Source organism: Paenibacillus sp. Y916, assembly GCF_056786435.1.
Genome location: NZ_JBXCJA010000003.1, coordinates 528952 through 545614, shown reverse-complemented (window position 1 = coordinate 545614; position 16663 = coordinate 528952). Strand labels below are relative to the sequence as shown.

Here is a 16663-nt window from a genome sequence, read left to right as displayed (position 1 = left end):
GATATAGGGAGGATTCGAGATGATTTCTTTATTGATCGTAGATGATGATGAATTTATTCGTGAGAGTTTAAAAGTATTAATGGCTGTGGATGCTGAAATTAAGGTCGTAGGTTGTGCAGCAAATGGAGTGGATGCCGTAGAGTTGATGGTATCGGGGCTACATGTAGATGTCGTGCTCATGGATATTCGAATGCCGATATGTGATGGTGTCGAGGGAACGAAGCGGGTAAAGGAGCTATTTCCTGACACTCGGGTACTCATGCTCACTACTTTTGATGATGACGAGTATATTATTCAAGCACTGGAGAACGGTGCGAGTGGATATTTACTTAAGAACATCGCACCCGATCGCATCATCCATGGCATTAAAACGGTACATGAAGGAGATTTCCTAATTCATCCCGACATTGCCCGTAAACTCACGACTTTCTTGCGTCCCCCAGCTACTGCAGCAAATTTACAGGTAACTCCGGCTGTAAATGCAATTGCAACTGCAACAAATTTACAGTCAGCGGCAAGTACAACTTCAACTCCTCATGCTGATGGGAAAATGCTATCCCAGTACGGCCTATCGCCCATGGAACTCACAATCATCCGCCACATTTCAGAAGGACTATCCAATAAAGAAATCGCCCAGGAATGTTTCCTCAGCGAAGGCACGGTAAAGAATTATATTACAGACATCCTTAGCAAGCTACAGCTACGAGACCGCACCCAGATTGCCATCCTTTATCTCAAGGCTCAGATATGAGGATCATTTGCGGATGTGAGGAGCATACGGGGATATGAGAATGTGAGAATCGTTCGCGGATGTGAGGTGCTTGCGAGGATATGAGAATGTGAGGGGCATTTGCGGATATGAGGATCCGTGATCCGTACAAAGGCAAGGCGCACAGATCCATAAAGGAAATGGCTGCCCCCCACTCTGGATGGAGAGGCATCCTTTTATCGCCTGCGGTTGGCGCCTGCAGTTGCATTAAGTACATCTAAATCCAGCCATATTCTTCTTTAACCAACTTTAGTTGCACAAACTACATCTAAATTACTGGAAATTCCACTTTTCATCGTTTTCGCCACTTTTAACTGTAGTTTTGCAACTATTTCTCTCATTTCTGGCTGTTCCCCCAAATTAAGTGTATATTATGCAACTATTCCGCAGTATTGCGTTCTGATTAATCAATTACACGAATAGTCCGTTATACAACAGCACTTCAGTAAACTCTCGACAGTTATTCCGCATAATTTTTTATTCCTAATCCGTTACTGCAAGGTCCATATTAGTGACGAAGAGCATCCTACCATCTAATCTGATGAGTGGGGCGTTTCAGTGTGCGCTATTAAGTAAACGGATTAACGTTTGCCCCTTAGAAATAAGAGTTACACAATAAGCTACTCTCAGAGTGGATTGACACATACCAGTCTTTCTCCTTACCCTGCTCCTCCACTGGCACCACAAGTCGCTCCAACTCTACCCCTCCTGGAGCCCACACAGTTGCATTAAGCACATCTAATTCCGGCCACATCGCCCTTTAGCCAACTTTAGTTGCACAGCCTACATCTAAATCCAGCCATATTCCTCTTTAGCCAACTTTAGTTGCACAAACTACATCTAAATCCAGCCATATTCCTCTTTAACCAACTTTAGTTGCATAAACTACATCTAAATTACTGGAAATTCCACTTTTCATCGTTATCGCCACTTTTAACTGTAGTATTGCAACTATTTCTCTCATTTATGGCTGTTCTCCCAAATTAAATGTATATTATGCAACTATTCCGCAGTATTGCGTTCTGATTAATCAATTACACGAATAGTCCGTTATACAACAGCATTTCAGTAAACTCTCGACAGTTATTCCGCCTAATTTTTTATTCCTAATCCGTCACTGCACGGCTCAAATCAATGACTCTAGATTATTTGGATGTATATTGTTATAATCAAAATATATTAGTGACGAAGAACGTCCTACCATCTTATCTGATGAGTGGGGCGTTTCTGCGTGCGCTGTTAAGTAAGCAGATCCATGTTACTACTCATCCATCGACTAAGGAGTTGAATTGGAATGAGAAACTTTGAGGAGGAGCATCAGGTATTCTTCCAACATCATTTGAATCGCCGTTCAGGTGAGAGAAGAGGGCGTCTTGAACGCGGACACAATCATGGGGAAATTCTATTTCTGAAACATGTTTGGTGGCCACTCTATGAAAACTTTGATGGATTACACCCAGAATTCGAGGTTGCCGATTGGCGCGGTCGTTCCTACTTCGGTGATTTCGCCTATTTGAAGGGACACTTAAAGTTCATCATTGAAATTAAAGGTTATGGCCCACATGTGCGTGATATGAATCGCCAAAAGTATTGCGATGAGTTGAATCGGGAGTTATTTCTACAGTGTACTGGTTACCGCGTAATTTCCTTCGCATATGATGATGTCTCTGAACGACCAGAGCTTTGTAGAGACTTACTTCAAATGTTACTCAATCGGTATCTTGCGCTAGACCAACCAACGAATCTCTCATCAATATCCGAGAATGAGGTCATCCGCTTAGCACTATCCCAGACTAAACCTCTTAGCCCGAAGAGAGTATCCATTCATCTCGGTATTAACCATCGAACTGCCATGCGAATACTTCAATCACTGTGCTCCAAAGGCTGGATTCGTCCAATTGCAACTAGGGATGGTTTACGAATCCATCACTATGAACTACAACGCAATGCTTGGGAGTTCATCCATTGAACTAATAATGCTATTTATGACGGCTTGTCAAATCAAATACAACCCCAATTGGTTTGACAAGTCATCAGCTTTAGTTGCAAAAACGATCACCGATCCCACGGATATCGTACCGCTCCATCCACATCCTCACCGATCCCATGGATAGCGTATTACCACATCCGAGTCATCAGGGACGGTATCCGTTAACGTTGTCACTTTGCCGTCCGTTGACACTTTCCCATCCGTTGCCGCTGCTGTTTCGGCTAGCGCCAAGTCAACTGGCGATACAGGTTCCGTGATGTAATCTTCCCAACTTAATCTGAACCGCTTTCGAGTGTTAAGCTTCATTCCAACAATCTGATAGATGCTGGCGGGTCTCAAGTTGGCTACGTCTCTGACAGTTTGATCCGGCGCAAGAATAACACCCAACTGATGATGATCCCCCGCATACATTGGACGCTGAAGATATTTACTCTCGCCAGCCAAGTTCTGCACTTCTAATTTACAGAAGGCTGAGTTCATTCGCAAAGAGCTGTGAAGCTCCGCTTCAGTATGGAGAATAACACCATTTACTTTCAGCAACGTCTCGCCAGGGGTAATCCCAAGCTCTTCAGCCGGGCTATTAGGTACAATAGCAAGTACACGCAATCCCTCCACGGGGTGAACAAATAGCGAGTTACGACTTTGCTCCTCTATTTGACTAGCCCACTCCAACACTCTGTGCAACACAAAGCTCGCGAGCGCAGCCACAATCATAAGTGGATTCCACCATGCAGAAAGTGCTCCAATGATCAGAAGAATGACGCTATATATTATAAGCCTCTTGAATGTACTCTTAGACTTCTGTTGAGGAAGTACACTTTGTGTCATTCCACTAAACCCTATGATGACAGGGAGTGCCAGCATGCTAAAGCCGTAAGCCCAACCCTCTCCCCCAAGAAGAGGTGTCCAAGGTAATATATTACCCGTCGTCTGAGCTGGAATAAGTAGAAACAGTGGCAATGGCCAGAAGGCCTGCATCTGATACCCTCCCACTAGCTTTCCTCGTTTACTCTCCAATAACAGCGGCATCGCGAATGAAGCAGCTTGTTTCCTTATCAGAATAGCCTCAACCAAATGTAAAATAGCTACCAAGATAACTAGAGATGGTATATCAAGCGCCCTCACCGCTTCGGTCGTGCTCCCTAAATAAGATTCCGGCTGCCAATTCGGAAAGAATCCCAGAATAAACTGAATGACCCCCAGCACACCTACCGAGTAGGCCAAACATAAGTATCGAACACCTAACAGTAACAAAGCTAGCGTTACAACCCATATGCAAATAATCGCTGCTGGAGTTAATGAGATTCCTAGGAAAGCAATCACGATCGATACACATATACCACCTACCAAGCCGCCAATCAGCGTACGCCAAGCTTGTAGACTCCAACTATGAAGCCGTACATGGAATAACTTCCGTTCCATCAACATCTGTTGACGATAGAATAACAAGATAAACAGAATTGAAATATAATAAAAGGGCTGAGTCAACAGCTGTACTAGAGCGTCCGTCATATTCCACATCAATTCTAGAGCCACATCCAAAGTCTAGTCACACTCCTTCACAATCTAACACAACCATTCATAGCTAATCCTAAGTCTCAAGCAGAAACGGCTATGACGTCCTTTTTCGAGGACGGTACCCGTATCTGTTGAAATTTAAGAAATAGAGTATCAAGTGAAACTTATACTTTCTTATATTTAAAAAAAGGCGTCCATCGACGTCCTCGGCAAAAGAGTTCATGTGGTGGGTGTAATTTAAACGTCAAATCACCAGTTATAGTCACCTTCCACCATATACAACATATACAAATCACCAATAGTTGCAAAAAGCACATCTAAATTCGGTTAAACTTGGTTAAATCGCCCTGCCGAGGGTTTTAGTTGCATAAACTGCATCTAAATCCGGCTAATTCCCCCTGTAGCTCTATTTAGTTGCAGGGAGTACATCTAAATTACTGGAAAACCCTACTTTTACCGTTATCGCTACTTTTAGCTGCAGTTTTTACAACTATTTCTCTCTCCTACTACTTTTCCTTCTAAATAAGTGCAGTTTATACAACTATCCCAACTTCATCAGCCTTCATCCATGCGTAGCCTTATTCATGTGTATTCATCGTTCACGATCAGCCTTCATCCATGCGTAAGCTTATCCATGTGTGTTCATCATTCATGATGAGCCTTCATTCATGCGTGTTCATCGTTCACGATGAGCCTTCATTCATGCGTAAGCCTTATACGTGCGTGTTCATCATTCACGATCAGCCCTCATCCATGCGTAAGCCTTATTCATGTGTGTTCATCGTTCACGATGAGCCTTCATCCATGCGTAAGCCTTATTCATGTGTGTTCATCGTTCACGATCAGCCTTCATCCATGCGTAAGCCTTATTCATGTGTGTTCATCGTTCATGATGAGCCTTCATCCATGAGTGATGCTGCCTTCATGTGTGAAACGGATGCTTTCTTATCCTGTAAGTCCTGTAAGAAAAAAAGAAGGCTAACGTTCAGCCTTCTTACTTGTTCGACGCCATCGCCTTTATTTCCTTCTGCACTTCTGCAATACCTTGTTTCAATTGTGTATCGTTCAGAGGATCTTGTATATGCTTAATCAACATGGTTTCCAACGCCTCTGCTGTCTTCGCATCGACGATACCATTAGCCTCAATCTTCTGGCTGGTCTGGAAGCTCTTCACAGCTTTCTGAGTTCCTTGATCGAAATAGCCATCTGTACGTCCTGGTTTCATTCCAAGTCCGTCCAACATGATTTGAGCGCTTTTCACATCCTCACTGTTCATGTTGTACTCCAGGGTCTTCTCCTTATTAATCGGGGCTACCGAGAAGTATCCAGGCTGCAATACTGTAATATCTGGCTTAATTCCTTTCTCGTGAATCCAAGTACCATTAGGAGTAAGCCACTTCGCAATTGTAATCTTAAGTAAGCTACCGTCACCCAATTGCTTCTCGAAGCTTGTCTGAACGGTGCCTTTGCCAAAGGAGTTATCTCCCACTAATATTACACCAGCGGATTGTTGTAACGCCCCTGCCAATATTTCAGACGCACTTGCACTTCCTTTGTTCATTAACAATGTGACCGGATAAGATTTGCTTGAGCCCTTAGAGAAACTCTTCTCACGCTTGCCTTTCTTATCCTCCACTTGAACAATCATTTCACCCTTCGGTACGAATTGTTGAGAAATATCAATTACGACAGAGAGAACGCCACCCGGGTTGTTACGGACATCAATGACAAGTCCCTTCATCCCTTTTTGCTCCAACGTCGATAATTCATTCTTAAATCGTTCCGCTGTGTTTGAAGAGAACTGAGTGATCTCAATAATACCAATTCCATCATCTCCCAAACGAGCGTTGACCGTTTCTAAAGCGACATCATCGCGAACAATAGCGTATACAATGGGTTCAGATGTACCCTCACGTTTCACCTGTATTGTAGCTGTAGATCCTTTGACACCACGAATCTTAGCGACAGCAGCATTCAACTCAAGACCCGCCAATGATTCTCCATTCACAGAGAGAAGAACATCCTGAGATCTAATACCTGCCTTCTCTGCAGGAGAGCCCTTAATCGGAGAGACTACAGTAACGTTGCCATTGACCAAGGATACCTCTGCGCCAATTCCACTAAAAGAACCCTCGATTGTCTCTACGAATTGTTGTGCTGTCTCTTGTCCCATATACGTGGAGTAGGGATCAGACAATGCTTGCATCATGCCATTGATCGCACCATCTACCAAGGAACTGCGATCAATATCCTTATAGTAATTCCCCTCAATGAGATCAAGCGCCGCTCCGATCTTCCGAGTCTCAGCAGATTTCAGCCCACTACTAGTAATACTAGCAAATAGTCCTTCACCACTCGCAGCCTGTCCAGCGAAACTACTGGAATTACCTAGGAAAAGTGTCAGCAGACTACCGCTTATTAGGGCGACAACCACCATGAGTGCCGCCGTACGTTTCTTTAACATGTTGAGTTCACCACCTTCTTCGCGTCTGTCCAACGCTATTCACAGTCTTATTGTACCTCGCTTAGTATATGTTCGAAAGGTTAGGATTATTTACGTTAGATAAGCATGATTTAGAGTTTAACATATTGTTTAAATATATGGCGATGGATCTACGGTACTCCCATTAATACGTACTTCAAAATGTAAGTGGGGTCCCGTACTTTGGCCCGTGCTTCCAGACTCGGCAATTTTCTGCCCACGACTAACTCGGTCACCTACTTTAACCGAGATACCGCCTTTGCGAATATGTCCATATAACGTCCACATGCCACCACCATGGTCTACAATAACAGCATATCCGTAACCGCCGTACCATTCAGCTAGAATAATCGTTCCTGATTCTGCTGCACGAATCGTTGTCCCCTGTGGCACAGCGAAATCAACACCGTTATGCATCTTGCCTTTTGCACCCGTTACGGGATGTGTTCGTTTACCATATCCGGAGGATAATCGCCCGCCTGCTACCGGCATCATCAACGGACCTCCGCTACCACTATAGCTAGCCACTGAGGGTGTAGATTTAGATTTATTCTTAGCTGCCGCTTTGGCAGCAGCAGCCCGCTTAGCAGCAGCGGCCTTAGCTGCTTTAACCCGTGCAGCTTCTTCAGCTACCAACTTATTCTTCGCCTGTAGCAAGGTTGATCGCTCACTGGCAAGAGCAACTAGCTGTAGCTCCTGTTCTTCCGTTAATTCATTGGATTCTTCAATTTCTTTATCATACTGAGCAATGAGAACTTTCTTCTCAGCTTCCTTCTCACTTAGTATACTCTTCTGCGTCTCTATTTCCGAATAGAGGCTTTCCGCCTTGGCGTACTGTAATTCTAACTCCACTGTCTTCTCAACGACAGTTTCCTTGTCTTTCTTATGCTCAACTAATAAATTCTGATCCTGATCCACGATCATCTTAAGTGAATCAGCCCGTACGAGGAAATCACTAAAGCTAGTGGAAGCCATTAACACTTCTAGATAAGAAACAGTACCGTCCGTATACATCAGTCTCACACGAGATTCCAACATCACCTCACGCGTTGCAATACGTTCTTCCGCAGCATCTAGCTCAGTAGCAGCTATCGTTAAGTTTTCCTTCGTTTCATCAATTTGCCCTGAAATATCGGCTAACTTATTCGTAACGCTATCAATTTCATCTAGCACAGAATGTAAGTACTCTATATTCTTCTCCTTGTAATGCTCTGCTTCCTCCTTCTGAGAGGCTGCTTTCTCCTGTGTCTTCTTAGCTTCCTGCGCTCGTTCCTGCAGAACCTTCAATTCCTTCTCAATCTGACTTACCGTTTGCTTCTTCGCATAAGTATCACTAGGTTGAAATATCATGGTCGCCGCCAAAATAACAACCAATAATAGATTTATCTTCTTCAAATTGGTTTCGCCATCCTTTAGCATATTCTAATTCTATAATATATCGTTCACGTTAGCCGTTAGGCATGTCCGAAAGCTTTCAGCACTATACTTTCAAAAACTTACGAATAGAGACGGTACTTCCCCATATGCCGATCAATATACCTATAGAGAGCATCAGAATGCTCAATAACAACCATATATCAGATAACGGAATTAATATCATTCCTAGAGAAACATCCCCGCTTATCGCCTGTACCAACTGACCATATCCTATGAAAAGAAGGCCTAATGTAGCTAAAGAACCGATCCCTCCGATGAGCGCACCTTCTATAAAGAAAGGCCATCGAATGAAATAGTTAGTCGCCCCTACCAATTTCATAATGCTAATCTCACGACGACGAGCTAGAATCGTAACTCTAATCGTATTGGATATAAGGAACATGGACATCACTCCGAGAACCCCGACAAATATAAACCCTATGTTTCGCACAGCACGAGTAATCTTGAATAGCTTCTCGACAGCTCCTTCGCCATACTTCACCTTCATGATCGGAGACTCAGGATGACTCTCATTCAGCGCTGTAATCTTCTCCGCCACTTGGACTATTGTTATTGCTTCAATAACCTCAACCACCAACGTATCAGGAAGTGGATTATTGTCATTATCGAATCCTGAAAGAAGTTCCTTGCCATCTTCTCCTAAGCGCTCAGTAAATTCCTTCAGTCCTTGTTCTTTGGATATAAAGGTAACTTTGCTAACCTCAGGTATGAGACCAATCTCTGTGTTAATCGTTTCACGTAGCTTCTGATCTACATCAAGATTCAAGTACGCACTAATCTGGACTTTGCTATCGACGTCATCCGCCAATTGATTGACATTAAGCACTAATAAAATAAATACACCTAAAACGAAAAGAGAAACAACGATGGAAGTTATAGATGCAATCGACATCCATCCATTACGAAATACGTTCTTGCATCCTTCTCGTAGATGCCGCAAGAAGGTGTTAAAATTCATACCCATATTCCCCTCTCGCTTGGTCTCTGACAATGTTACCCTGTTCAATCGCGATAACTCTTTTGCGCATGCTATTCACGATATCTTTGTTATGCGTTGCCATCACAATCGTTGTCCCACGGAAGTTAATCTCATCAAGAAGCTGCATAATCCCCCATGAAGTCTCGGGATCTAGATTACCTGTAGGCTCGTCCGCAATAATAACAGATGGATTATTCACAATCGCTCTAGCAATGGCAATCCGTTGCTGTTCTCCACCTGAGAGTTGATCTGGTTCACGTCCCGCCTTGTTCTTCAATCCAACCATATCTAGTACTTCCATAACCCGCTTCTTGATCACACGTTTCGGCACTTCAATAGCTTCCATTGCAAATGCAACATTCTCATACGCTGTCATACGTGGTAGCAGTCTGAAATCTTGAAAGATAACACCTATATTCCTGCGTACGTAAGGGATTTTGCGTTGCTTCAGCTTACCTAGATTGAACCCGTTAACTGAAATTTGACCTTTCGTTGGAACTTCTTCTCTATAAATAAGCTTCATAAATGTCGATTTACCTGCTCCAGAAGGACCTACAACATATACAAACTCGTTACGGTCAATCTTCACGGAGACCCCCTGTAAAGCATGGGTTCCATTCTTATATGTCTTCCATACATCTTGCATTTCAATCATATTATCACTTCCCAGTTCCCATTATCAGCCAAATACAATTTCGACACGATCCAGCCATTTCCTCTAATAACCTTCAAGAAACATCACTATTTATATATTGTAACAAAATTGTTACCCTTTGAGTACCCGCAATTATCCTAATCTTCTGACATACAATATATAAGTGCGTGAATAACGGCTAAGAAGAGAGAAGGTAGATACATTATGAACAGGTTCCATATCAATCTATTTGCAGTTACCATTATATTCATCGTCGGGTCCACTCTATTCGGTTGCTTATATCTATATTCACAACAAGATAGTCTACCTAAAGGAACAACATTATCAGGATGGGCCGTAGGAGGGTTAACTACTGAGATTGCACTACAGGAGCTCGAGGATAGAATACATCGTCTGGAGCAACTACCACTCCATATCACTATTAAGAATCCATCCACATCCGAGACACACTCCAAATGGACTCTAGCTGATGCTGGTGTGCATTACGATGCAGATGTTTTTCGCAGAGCTGCATTGAAATTACGAGAGGGAAACATGTTTGAGCGTATCTCTTACCGTTGGCATTTCGAGAGTAGCTTCGTTATCACATCACACTGGAATCCCGCTCCTATGAAATCAATCTATAACGAGGCATGGGAAAAGAATCAGTTCGGCGTCCCCGTTAACGCTACCCGGCGCATTACCGCGGATGACAGAGTAGTGTACACACCTGAAACTTCCGCATATCGATTGGATTGGAATACCCTAACTACCCGTATGACTTCTTTAATTCCACACGATTTCGATAGATTGGAGCATGAAGCTGAAGATCCACTTGCTTGCGAACTTCCCTTCACGTTAGAACGTCCCAAGATTAGTATTGAAGATTTAAAAAATGAAGGGATAGAGCGTAAATTCATACAATTCTCCACTCCGTTGAAGACAAGTACTCCGGGCAGAGTATTCAATGTTAATTCTGCGGCACAAGCAACGAATGGCACCATTCTGAAGCCAGGAGAGATATTTGATTACGGAAAGGTGATCGCCCTTGCAGAGAAACAATACGGGTTCCGTGAAGCACCTGTTATTCTCAACGGAAAATTGGTTCCTGGGATAGGCGGAGGTATCTGCCAAGTATCTAGTACTCTCTATAGTGCGGCAATTCGAACGGGCTTGGATATTGTGGAACGAAGAAGCCACTCCCTGCCGGTTAGCTATTTACCTAAAGGTCAAGATGCCACCTTCGCTACAGGGTCGATTAATTTCCGATTCAAGAACAATACAGGCAAACATTTGTTAATTCAGACGACAGTGAGGGACCGTACACTTACAGTTAAATTCTTCGGTACCTTTCCTACTAATGTTCGATATGATATTGAATCGATTGTCGTCGAGACACTCACGTCCTCTAATAAATACGTCAAGAATTCTACCTTGCCCGTGGGAACTCAGGAAGTTCTCCAGAATGGAACAATAGGCTATGTCGTTGATACTTATCAGATTAAAAAAGTAGATGGTGTCGTCCAACAAAGAAAACGCATCTCACGCGATACATACCATCCCCAGAAGCGCATCATTAGCATCAACCCTGAGGAACAATTGGACATCGCTCCACCAATCGCTCCGAAAGAGAAGCAAATCATCGAGGATGGCGTGAGTGGTCCGAATTTTTGAAGAGGTGATGAGGCCTTACTCGGCCATATAAGGCGGGAGATGATGGGCGTGCCAACCTAATTACCCCGAATAAGTGCCTAAAGTACATCTAAATCCAGCCTTATTCCACTGCCGCTAACTTTAGTTGCACAAACAACATCTAATTTACTCAAAAACCCAAATTTCCACCATATCACCATTTTTAAGTGCACTTTTACATCTATTTCCTCCCCTCTCGCCCTTTCGCCCAAAATAGATGCATCTTATGCATCTATTTGATGAGCGACCATACAAACTCCCATTTCTTCAACTTTTCCACTCCTCCTCCACTCTCCGATTCCCCAACTCCCAACCCCACAAAGCTCCAAAAAGAAAAATAAGCGGTGCCCTATCGGGACGCCGCTTTTCTTGTATGGCACCATATGCCATATGCAATTTGCAATATGCAATTTAAAAATACCACTAGGTTACTTCGCTTTCTTTTACGAGAAAGATTCCCTATATTCTATTATACTGACCCACTACCGCTCCATTATCTTGCTTATATTCGTCCCTATATTCAACGAGTCCAATCTCACACCCAGCTCCAATGTAGACATTACGTCCACGAACGACAGAGGCTTTTGTATTCTCTAAGTGAATTTCGTCCCCTTCAATGCTATCTGCTTGCATGGCACCATAGGCACCAGGGGAGTATTTGCCAATGAGCGGAATCACCATGGCTTTGTTAATCGTAATCTTACCTCCGACAACTTCACGCGCACGGCTCGGACCATACAATTTTATTTCAATGACTTCCGCGTTTAGCATGTCTCCAATGTCCATAGAACCTTGAATCTTCAATTCCTCTCCCTGATAATCTCCTGTAATAACCACGGCACCTTGCCCGCTCATCTTCTCCACATTCACATTGCCTTCCACTCTAAATTCCCCATTGACCTTCATCGTTCCAGCAGATAAATCCCCTAGCACCTCGAGATCTCCTTGAATTGTAATGGCATCACTATGTAGCTCTTGGTGGACCTTCATATTTCCTTGGCAGTTAACGCTTCCTGATTTGAGAGCTCCCTCTACAGACACTGTTCCCATACATTTGAAAAGAGTACATTCGACATCCCCATAAATCATACTATCTCCCATTATTTTAACCTTATCGTACTGACCTCCGCCCGAACTACCATTGCCTGTAATTCTCAGATCATTCAATCGCGTTGCACCTGCAACTGAATCCGATCTATCCCCGCCTACCTTCATATAAATCCCTCCGTTTCTACGTTCATCGTAATATTCGTTCATATTCCAAGTCAGTCGTTATATTCGCACACAAGATCCAATCTTCGCATTAGGATCCTGATGAATGGTATTCTTATACTCCACTAATCGAATCATGCACCCTGGACCAATAATCACGTCGTTCCCACGAACAGTATCTGCCTCCGTATGCTCAAGATCAACATGGTCACCCTCAATCATGACTGCCTTCAGCCGAGCTGTGAGACCAAACTGTAATTGTTCCCAGAACCGAAGATTCTTCCATTTCCTCACGACAATACGTTCTCCTCCAATCTCATGTGCTGAGCAAGGTAGATTCAGCTTAATATCCACTTGATCTGCGTTCAGCAATCCATCAATCGTAAATTGTCCTTTCACCGAGAAAATCTCACACTGCACATCCCCTTTTGCCTTCAACGTCCCTCCAACTTCCACTTTATCGCTTTTTAAACTCTTTTCTATAGATGTTCTACCATAAATGGAAACTCTGCCACAATGTACTTCATCCTTAAATGTAGCCATTCCGCCAATGACCATCTCATCCAGCGTAGTGGCTCCCTCCACCTTTGCTGTCCCATTAATATTCAGCGATTCCGCATGAAGTGTGCCCTCGATCCCCACGGTACCGTTACATATGAACTTTACACACTCTATGTCCCCACCAACTTTGCCCGCGCCATCGATCCGAACATTCTTATAACAACCACCACCCGTTCGACCGATCCCAGATATATTCAGATCATGCCTAAGTTGCTGTTCCATCCTTATCCCTCGCCCCCACTCTCACTCAATTTTAACTTTAATTCCTCAATGCTAGACGCAAGAGGCAAACGAATAACCCATTTGACACCATTGTCAAAATACAATCGATCCGCTGATTCCGTAAGAAACAATGCAGATACGCCCATTTTGCGGATTAGAATCAATTCACTGCTCTTGCCAGCCAACTTACCATAATGTTCTTCCATCGTACGGACGAGTAAAACGCCCTCATCTCGCGACAATTCACCGCTTTGAAGCAACTTCTCTAGTATGTATAGACACAGTATATGATCAAATGTGAAATGCTCCTGTTGTCCTTGAAGTTCAACGTATAGGTCCAACGCTACCGTCGACACAATGTTACGTTCAATTAATTCAATCGATGATAATGAAGTCTCCCCCGCATTCGGCGAGAAGACATCCGCAAGCTCATCCAAGGATAGTTCATCTTTCATATTCATAATTTTATCAATACGCGAAATGATCTTGCTCCTAGGAAAAAAGGTTTCCTGCCCCGTATAAGAGGACTTGCGTATAAACCAATCCTCTGGGATTAGGCTTTTTCGTTTCCAGCGATACAGTTGCCCATAAGAGATACCGGTGATCTCTAGCAATTCTTTCTTCGATATTAAGTCGTCATCCACCTTGATCTCCTCCTTCAATAACAATGTAACATAACATTGTTACGTTGTAAATATTTTTTAATGATCAGAATCTCTTAATGTCAAGAAGCCACTCTCCCCGCTATTATTTCGCAACGCCGCTGATAAAATCCAAACATATTAGTGGCGTATTTTCTAACAGAACCCACAGACCTTATTCCACAAAAAAACACTCGTATGAAATTCTAACGGAAGCACAGGCCTCTATATGCAAATAACCAGCCTAAATCCGCAGAATATGACCAAATAAGGTCGCTCCGTTCCGTTAGAATATCAAAAGTCACATTTTGAGCCAAATAAGGTCTGTCACTTCCCTTAGAATGATGCACTCCCCATCATGTCAAGCAGAAACCGCTATGACTCACTACATATCGTTAGCACGGGGGAGCTACAACTATTTAGACGTTTTTGCTTATTCTGTCCTTCGGTCCCCGCCAACAGCTGCATAAAGTACATCTAAATTCGACCTTATTCCATTGCCGCCAACTCTAGTTGCACAAACGACATCTAATTTACTCAAAAACCCGGTTTTCCTCCATATCGCCAGTTCTAACTACCATTTTTGCATCTATTTCCTCCTCCCACCACCTTTCCTCCTAAATAGATACATGTTTTGCAACTACTCGATGAGTCGACCTTACAAACTCCCTAAACTCCTCCATTTCTTCAACTATTCAACTATTCAGCTTCTGCTTCCCGACTCCTCATCTCTTCAACTCTCTAACTTTTCATCTCCGCCACTTTTCCACTCCTACCTCTCTTATCAACGCCGGCGCTAACCTAGTTCCCCACTCGCGCGTAAGTAGAGTGGGCGGTAGGGCGGTTCACAGCAAAAAAGATGGCCCCTGATAAGTTCAGGGACCATCTTGTAGTAGCTTAAGGTAGTTATAGTTGTTGTAGCACGTGTCCACACAATCGGGCAAGCCAGGTTACGCTACCTGCTTGGTGACTCTTCATCGTATTGCTCAGCTCACACTGCTTCGCGGATTATTACGGCTACTTACTTAGTGACTCTTCATCATGCTGCTCAACCCACTGCTTCGCGGATTATTACGGCTACTTGCTTAGTGGCTCTTCGTCGTGTTGCTCAACCCACTGCTTCGCGGATTGTAGCTTCACTTCGCTGCGTTCTATTGCTGCTGCAACTTGGACCGTAGCTGTTCCGCCGTACACGTTACGTGCATTTACAACTGCTTCTGGTTGTAGCACATCATAAATTCGCTCATCGAATAATGTTGAGAATTCTTGGAACTCCTCTAGCGTCAGATCGAGCAAATATTTATTGTTCTGAATACAGTAAAGTACGGTTTTGCCGATTACTTCATGTGCTTGACGGAAAGGTAATCCTTTACCCACGAGGAAGTCGGCAATGTCCGTTGCATTGGAGAAATCCTTATTTACAGCTTCACGCATCCGACCTTTGTTCACTGTCATCGTTGCGATCATCGGAGCGAATAATTGCAGGGCACCTTCAAGTGTTGCCACTGTATCGAACATGCCTTCCTTATCTTCCTGCATGTCCTTGTTATAGGCTAGAGGGAGCGACTTCAATACGGTGAGAAGTCCCATCAAATTCCCATAGACACGTCCTGTCTTACCACGTACTAATTCGGGAACGTCTGGATTCTTCTTCTGTGGCATGATACTGCTACCCGTACAGAACGCATCATCGAGCTCAACGAAGCTAAATTCCGTACTGCTCCACAACACGAGTTCCTCACTAAGTCGGGATAGATGTGTCATGATGAGCGAAGCATTCGCTAGAAATTCAACGATGAAATCACGGTCACTGACCGCATCTAGACTGTTCTCATATACGCCATCGAATCCAAGTTGCTCAGCTACGAAATGGCGATCAATCGGGAACGTCGTACCCGCAAGTGCTCCTGCACCAAGTGGTAGAATATTAATCCGCTTATAACTGTCCATCAAACGTTCAGCATCGCGTCCGAACATCGATACGTACGCCATCAAATGATGGGCGAATAGAATCGGTTGTGCCCGTTGGAGATGCGTGTATCCTGGAACGATCGTATCTAGATTATCTTTGGCCTGAGTGATCAACGCTGCTTGTACTTCTTGCAGCATAGCCGTCAAAGCTACAACCCGCTTACGTAAATACAAGTGCATGTCCGTCGCAACCTGATCATTACGACTCCGTCCTGTATGTAGCTTTCCACCTACGGGTCCGATCTCCTCTATAAGATTCTTCTCAATATTCATATGGATGTCCTCATCTGAGACGGAGAACACGACTTCACCGGAGCGTATCTTCGCTAGTACCTTCTTCAGTCCTTGGCGAATCGTTTCTGCATCCTCCTCTGGCACGATACCACATTTACCAAGCATCGTTACGTGTGCCAAACTGCCTTGAATATCTTCTTCTGCAAGCACCTTGTCGAAGTTGATGGAAGCTGTATATTCCTCTACCAAATGGTTGGTCTGCTTCGTAAAGCGACCTCCCCATAGTTTGCTCATGATTTGTTCTCCCTTCTTATGACAACA

The 16663-nt window shown here is 43.7% G+C and carries 13 protein-coding genes; 3 read left to right on the top strand and 10 right to left on the bottom strand.

Annotated features, from left to right (window positions below; translation table 11 throughout):
* Window positions 1–19 precede the first annotated feature (19 nt).
* A complete protein-coding gene (locus tag AC1TO9_RS10455; RefSeq protein WP_482059103.1) occupies window positions 20–751 on the top strand; it encodes a response regulator in 732 nt (243 codons plus the stop codon).
* A gap of 613 nt (window positions 752–1364) precedes the next feature.
* Here the strand turns inward: AC1TO9_RS10455 and AC1TO9_RS10450 are convergent.
* The gene (locus tag AC1TO9_RS10450; protein ID WP_482059102.1) at window positions 1365–1505 is read right to left on the bottom strand and encodes a hypothetical protein; all 141 of its coding nucleotides are present in this window, start codon (window positions 1503–1505) and stop codon (window positions 1365–1367) included.
* A 558-nt stretch (window positions 1506–2063) separates the two neighbouring features.
* Between AC1TO9_RS10450 and AC1TO9_RS10445 the strand changes: the two genes are divergently transcribed.
* On the top strand, window positions 2064–2738 hold the full coding sequence (locus AC1TO9_RS10445) for a hypothetical protein (RefSeq protein WP_482059101.1): 675 nt from the start codon (window positions 2064–2066) through the stop codon (window positions 2736–2738).
* A 126-nt stretch (window positions 2739–2864) separates the two neighbouring features.
* On the opposite strand, the gene AC1TO9_RS10440 is transcribed toward AC1TO9_RS10445, so the two are convergent.
* From AC1TO9_RS10440 to ftsE, 5 genes are all read right to left on the bottom strand, one after another.
* Complete coding sequence (locus AC1TO9_RS10440) at window positions 2865–4301, bottom strand: PDZ domain-containing protein (protein ID WP_482059100.1); 1437 nt, start codon at window positions 4299–4301, stop codon at window positions 2865–2867.
* Between the two features lie 970 nt (window positions 4302–5271).
* Window positions 5272–6741 (bottom strand): S41 family peptidase, encoded by a 1470-nt coding sequence (locus AC1TO9_RS10435; RefSeq protein WP_482056609.1) that lies wholly within the window; start codon window positions 6739–6741, stop codon window positions 5272–5274.
* A 129-nt stretch (window positions 6742–6870) separates the two neighbouring features.
* Window positions 6871–8154, bottom strand: coding sequence for a murein hydrolase activator EnvC family protein (locus tag AC1TO9_RS10430; RefSeq protein ID WP_482056608.1), 1284 nt, complete (start codon window positions 8152–8154; stop codon window positions 6871–6873).
* An 85-nt stretch (window positions 8155–8239) separates the two neighbouring features.
* Window positions 8240–9154, bottom strand: a complete 915-nt coding sequence (ftsX, locus tag AC1TO9_RS10425) for a permease-like cell division protein FtsX (protein WP_482056607.1) — start codon at window positions 9152–9154, stop codon at window positions 8240–8242.
* Window positions 9144–9830, bottom strand: coding sequence for a cell division ATP-binding protein FtsE (ftsE, locus tag AC1TO9_RS10420; protein ID WP_482056606.1), 687 nt, complete (start codon window positions 9828–9830; stop codon window positions 9144–9146). The genes ftsX and ftsE overlap by 11 nt, the downstream gene beginning before the upstream one ends.
* A 204-nt stretch (window positions 9831–10034) precedes the next feature.
* On the opposite strand from ftsE, the gene AC1TO9_RS10415 reads away from it, so the two are divergent.
* Window positions 10035–11483 (top strand): VanW family protein, encoded by a 1449-nt coding sequence (locus tag AC1TO9_RS10415; protein WP_482059099.1) that lies wholly within the window; start codon window positions 10035–10037, stop codon window positions 11481–11483.
* Window positions 11484–11960: 477 nt separating this feature from the next.
* Here AC1TO9_RS10415 and AC1TO9_RS10410 read toward each other — a convergent pair whose 3' ends face one another.
* The 4 genes from AC1TO9_RS10410 to argH form a co-directional block, all read right to left on the bottom strand.
* Window positions 11961–12758, bottom strand: coding sequence for a hypothetical protein (locus AC1TO9_RS10410; RefSeq protein WP_482059098.1), 798 nt, complete (start codon window positions 12756–12758; stop codon window positions 11961–11963).
* 15 nt (window positions 12759–12773) lie between these two features.
* The gene (locus AC1TO9_RS10405; RefSeq protein ID WP_482059097.1) at window positions 12774–13496 is read right to left on the bottom strand and encodes a polymer-forming cytoskeletal protein; all 723 of its coding nucleotides are present in this window, start codon (window positions 13494–13496) and stop codon (window positions 12774–12776) included.
* 2 nt (window positions 13497–13498) lie between these two features.
* Entirely contained in the window at window positions 13499–14140 is a 642-nt protein-coding gene (locus tag AC1TO9_RS10400) for a YhbD family protein (RefSeq protein WP_482059096.1), read from the bottom strand.
* Between the two features lie 1074 nt (window positions 14141–15214).
* On the bottom strand, window positions 15215–16636 hold the full coding sequence (gene argH, locus AC1TO9_RS10395; RefSeq protein WP_482059095.1) for an argininosuccinate lyase: 1422 nt from the start codon (window positions 16634–16636) through the stop codon (window positions 15215–15217).
* Window positions 16637–16663: the final 27 nt, after the last annotated feature.